2 protein-coding genes are annotated in these 5,542 nt (G+C 74.6%); one reads left to right on the forward strand and one right to left on the reverse strand.

Going from position 1 to position 5,542, the window contains the following annotated elements:
- The first annotated feature begins 68 nt into the window (after positions 1-68).
- Complete coding sequence (locus JAO81_RS40065; protein WP_199552935.1) at positions 69-3,461, forward strand: BTAD domain-containing putative transcriptional regulator; 3,393 nt, start codon at positions 69-71, stop codon at positions 3,459-3,461.
- On the opposite strand, the gene JAO81_RS40070 is transcribed toward JAO81_RS40065, so the two are convergent.
- Positions 3,448-5,265: a sigma-70 family RNA polymerase sigma factor gene (locus JAO81_RS40070; RefSeq protein ID WP_374194418.1), complete on the reverse strand. Its 1,818-nt coding sequence runs from the start codon at positions 5,263-5,265 to the stop codon at positions 3,448-3,450. The two genes, JAO81_RS40065 and JAO81_RS40070, sit on opposite strands and share 14 nt — an antisense overlap.
- Positions 5,266-5,542: the final 277 nt, after the last annotated feature.

The raw sequence follows: 5,542 nt of genomic DNA on the forward strand, positions 1-5,542 counted from the left end.
GAGACCCGCACCCGCCCCCGGAGACCCGCCCCCGCCCCCGGACACCCCGCCCCAGACACAATGACCCCGTGCGGTACCGAATCCTGGGCGCCACAGAGGCGCGAGACGACGCAGACACAGCCGTGCCCCTCGGAGGCGCACGGCTGCGTGCCCTGCTCGCCGCCCTGGCCCTGCGCGCAGGCCACACCGCGAGCGTCGACGCACTGATCGACGACGTCTGGCACGAGCACCCGCCCCACGACGCCCCCGCCGCGCTCCAGGCCCTCATCGGCCGCCTCCGCCGCGCCCTCGGCAAGGACGCGATCGCGTCAGCTCCCGGCGGCTACCGCCTCACCGCCGACCCGGACGACATCGACCTGCACCGCTTCGAAGCGCTCGTACGGGACGGGCAGTCCGCCCTCGACCACGGCGACGCGGACACCGCGGCCCGCACCCTGCGCGAGGCCCTGGCGCTCTGGCGCGGCCCCGCCCTCGCCGACCTGCCCGACCGCGCGGCCGCCGCCCGCCCCGAGGCCCAGCGCCTGGAGGCCACCCGCCTGCGGATCGAGGCGGATCTGCGGCTCGGGCGCGGGCGTGAGCTCGTACCGGAACTGCGGGAGCTCATCGGCGTGCACCCGTACGACGAGCCGCTGCACGCGCAGCTCCTGCGCGCGCTGCGCGACGCGGGCCGGGGCGCGGACGCGCTGGCGGCGTACGAGGCGGTGCGCCGGATCCTGGCGGACGGCCTCGGCACCGACCCCGGCCCCGAACTCCAGTCCCTGCACGCCCAGTTGCTGACCACAGGTTCATCAAGCACCGGTTCACCCAGCCCCAGCTCACCAACCATCGGCTCACCAACCATCGGCTCACCCAGCCCCAGCTCACCCAGCCCCAGCTCACCCAGCCCCAGCTCAAGCCCCGCCTCACCCAGCCCCGCCTCACCCCACCCCAAGTGGCCGAACCCCGGATCGCTCACCCAGCAAGCCCCGCCCGGACGGGAGCACCCGGACCGCCCCGCTGCCACCGGCAACCTCCGCCCCCGCCTGACCTCCTTCGTCGGCCGGGAACCCGAACTCGCCGCCATCCGTACGGATCTGAAGAACGCCCGCCTCGTCACCCTCACCGGCCCCGGCGGCTCCGGCAAGACCCGCCTCGCGGAGGAGACGGCCGCCTGGCACCCCGCCCCTGCATGGCTCGCCGAACTCGCCCCGCTCGAGCGGCCCGACGCGGTCCCCGGCGCGGTGGTCAGCGCCCTGGGCCTGCGGGACACGGTGCTGCGCACGAGCGAGCTCTCGGTCACGCAGGACGACCCGGTGGCGCTGCTCACCGAGTTCTGCGCGGACCGCGAGCTGCTCCTGATCCTCGACAACTGCGAACACGTCATCGACGCCGCCGCCCACCTCGCCGAGGCCCTGCTCACGCACTGCCCGAAGCTGCGGATCCTCGCCACCAGCCGGGAGCCCCTCGGCGTGCCCGGCGAGTCCGTACGGCCCGTCGACCCGCTCCCGGAAGAGCCCGCCCACCGTCTCTTCGCCGAACGGGCCGCCGCCGTGCTGCCCGGCTTCGACCCGGAGCAACACCGCGCGGCCGTCGCGGAGATCTGCACCCGCCTGGACGGCCTGCCGCTCGCGATCGAACTGGCCGCCGCCCGGCTGCGGTTGCTCACTCCGCGCCAGATCGCCGACCGCCTCGACGACCGCTTCCGGCTGCTCACCTCGGGAAGCCGGACCGTGCTGCCCCGCCAGCAGACCCTGCGCGCGGTTGTCGACTGGTCCTGGGAGCTGCTCGACGAGAAGGAGCGCACCTTCCTGCGCGAGGCCTCTGTCTTCGCCGGCGGCTGGGACCTGCCCGCGGCCGAGGCGGTGTGCAGCGGGGACGCCGCCCTGCTGCTCGGCGCCCTGGTCGACAAGTCCCTGATCGTCGCGGCTCCTTGCCGCCGCGGGGACGAAGGCATGCGCTACCGCATGCTCGAAACCATCCACGAGTACGCCACGGAGCGCGCCGAGGAGGAGCCGGCGACCCGTGCCGAGGCCCGCAGGCGGCACACGGACTACTTCCTCGCCCTCATGGAACAGGCCGACCCGCTGCTGCGCACCGCCGAACAGCTGCCCTGGGTCGGCCGGGTGGAGCGGGACCTCGACAACCTCCGCGCCGTACTGCAGCACAGCGTCACCACCGGCGACGAGCGGACCGCGCTCGAACTCGCCCTCGCCATGGGCTGGTTCTGGTCCCTGCGCAACTACCGCCGCGAGGGCAGCGACTGGAGCGCCGCCGCCCTCGCGCTCGGCGAGGACCCGACGGGCCCGGACGGGAGCCCGACCGGGCCGGAGGCCGAAGCGGACCCGCGCTACTGGCCGCGTATGCGGCTGCGTCTGCTGCAGCTGTTCCTGCTCTCGGACTCAGTGCCCGGCCAGCCCCTGGACGAGCCGCGGGCGCGGGCCGAACTGGCCCTGCTGCGCGAGGTTTTCGGCCGTCCGATCCCGCAGTCCGCCACGTTCCCCGGCCTCCTGTGGCCGTTCGCCACCTTCGTGCTGGACGGCACGAGCGGCGGCCGCGAGGCGATGGAGGCGGCCACCGAGGCCTGGCGCCTGTACGGCGGCCCCTGGGAGATGTGCGTCGCCCTGCTCTTCCGCGCCCATGTCGCCGTCGACACCCGCGGCGGTCTCGGCGCCGTGGACAAGGACCTGGCGGAGCTGAGGACGCTGTCCCGCCAGGTCGGCGACCGCTGGCTCAAGGCCCATGTGTGCACGGCGGTCGGCGAGGCCGCGATGGCCCGTGGCCGCTTCGCCGAGGCGCAGGCGGAGTACGAGGAGGGCCTGCTCCTCGCGTACGAGATGGGCGTGTACGCGGAGGCACCGCTCCTGATCGCCCGGCTCGCCGAGATCGCCTACCGCGCGGGCGATCTGCCCCTCGCGAGGCGGGCCATCATCGAGTCCGACGAGGAGAGCGAGCGCTACGGAGTCCTGGACACCCGCGCGTTCGTCCGCCTGCTCTCCGCGTACGTGGCCCTGGCCGAGGGGAACCTCGAACTCGCCCGTTCCGAGTGGCGTTCGAGTGTCGAGTGGGGTGCACGCGCCACGCCCCCGCCGCAGTTCGAGGCGGGTGTCGCGGAGGCGGACGCGAAGATCACCGCTCTGGAGTCAGGACCGGCGGCCGCGCTGCCGAAGGCGGTGGCCGGGCTGCGCCTGGCCGTGCAGCACAAGTGCTCCGAGCCGGTCCTCGCCACGCTCGCCGAGGTGACCGCCGCCCTCCTGACAGACCTCGACGACCCCCGTGCCACCCGGGTGCTGGCCGCCGCGACCCAGTGGCGTGCTTCGCTCCCCGCCCCGGAACCGGACCGCACGGAGGCCGCCGAGGTCCGCGCGAGGCTGCGGGAGCGACTGGGCAGTGAGGCCTATGAGCGCGAGTGGTCGACGGGGGAGGTCCTGACGCCGGAGAACATCCTGGAGCTGCTCGGCCCCACGCCCGTCAGCGACAACTGATCCGCGACTGCGCCCAGTCCACCAACGCCGGCGAGTCCACCACGGAATGCGGCTCCACCACCAGCCGCAACGTCTTCCGCCCGGTCAGATCCACATGCACCGGCACCGCGGGCTCACCCCCGCGCACCACACCCGACTGCCACAGCCGCACCCCGTCCGCGTACACCGAGAACCGCACCGCCCCGTGCCCGAACGTGAGGTCGTCCACCCCGGCGAACGCGTCGTACGCGGTGCACTCACGGTTCAGATCGATCATCACGGACGAGTACGCGTGGACGGTCACTCCGTGCGCGTACCGCTGCCCGGCGATCCCGAGCCCCTGCCGCTGCCAGATCCAGCTGGACTCCCCGAGGCGCACCTCGGGCTGGGTCCCGTCCCCGAAGAGCCCGTACTGCAACTCGTTGATGTGATACGCCTCCGGGGCCGGCGGTGGCGGCGGAGGGGGAGGCGGCGGCGTCGGCTTGGGAGCGGGCGGCGTCGGCTTGGGGGAAGGCTTCGGCGGGGGCGGAGGAGTCGGCGTGGGCGTCGGCGTCGGATCCGGCGCGACCACCGGCGGCGCGGGCGGCTCGGGCTCCGGCGGCGGCTTGGGCGCGGGCTTCTGCGGCACCACCGGCTGCGACACCGGCGGCGGCTTGGGCTTCGGATCGGCCTTCGGCTTGGGTTCGTCGCCCGCGAGGGCAAGCGCCACCGCGACGCCCGCCGCGACCACTACGGCCGCCGCGATACCGGCCTTCGCCGGCGCACCGAGCCCTTCGCCGGCGGCCGCGCCTCCGGCGGCCGCACCACCTCGGCTGCCCGAGGCGGGCGCCGCGGCACCGGCGCCCGCGGCACCCGCCGCGCCACCGCCGATGAGTCCGGCGACCTTCGCCGTATAGCCCGCGGCACCGAACCAGCCGATGACGGCGACCGGCACAACTCCCGGGATCCCGCTGGCCAGTTCCTTGATCTGCCCGGCGGCGAGCCGGCACTTGGCGCAGTCCTCCATGTGCTTGCGCAGACCGCGCTCGGCCCGCGTCCTCAGCCGCCCGCGCGCATACGCGCCGAGCCGGTCGGCATAGCGCGCGCACTCGTCGTCGTCCGCAAGTGTCACGCTGACATGCGCCTGCAGATACGCCTGCTTGAGCCCTTCACGGGCCCGACTAGCCAGCTGCGCCGTGGTGTTGGTCGAGGTGTGCCCGAACAGCGGGGCGACCGCGCTCAGCGGATCGTCCTCGACCTCGGTGTGCCACAGGACCGCCTGCCACTCCTCGGAGAGGCTGCGGAACGCCTGCATCACCATGGAGCGCTCGGCCTCGTGCATCGCGAGCACGTCGGCGCCGAGGTCGAGTGTGTCGTCGTCGGAGACCTCGGAGGTACGCGAAGCCTGCGTGGCGAACACCGCGAAGTCCTCGACGAGTTGCTCGCGCTTGGCCGACTTGGTCCAGGCCGCCGCGACCCTTCGTACGGTCGTGAGCAGATAAGCCCGTACGGCGTGCTCGGGCCCTGAACCGCCGCGCACCGCCTGCAGCATGCGCGCGAAGACCTCGGAGGTGAGGTCGTCCGCGGTGTGGGCGTCACGGCAGCAGGTGCGGGAGTAGCGGCGCACCGCGTCGGCGTGCCGGCGGTAGAGCTCCTCGTACGCGGAGTCGTCGCCGGTACGCATCCGGGCGATCAACTCGGCGTCGGCGACCGGCGGTTCACCGCCCGCGAGCAGATCGTCGGCGAGCGAACCCACCGGGTCGCGCTGCTGCGGCACCCCGGGCTCGGCCGCTCCGGCGGCCGGAGCCCCGGGCGGGACCTGGGAAGGTCCGCCCTGGGTCGGCACCTGCCCCGGAGGGAGGCCCCCGCGCGCGGGGCGACCGCCCCCCCACGCCGGGCTGCAGAGCCCCGGACGGAACCGGGAAAGGTCCGCCGGGGCCCGGCACCTGCCGAGAAGGAAGCCCGCCGTCCGCGGGCAGCCCGCCCCCGCCGAACGGCTCTTCCTGCCCATCAACGCTCATCGCGCGAAGCCCCCGCATGCACACTCGGTCCCTGAGGGACCGGCCCGGGCGTTTCCCCCCCCGGGCGGGGGGGGGGGGGGGGGGGGGGGCCGGGGCCCGGGA

It is taken from the genome of Streptomyces sp. N35 (assembly GCF_016464295.1).
In the GTDB taxonomy this organism is placed as follows: Bacteria; Actinomycetota; Actinomycetes; order Streptomycetales; family Streptomycetaceae; genus Streptomyces.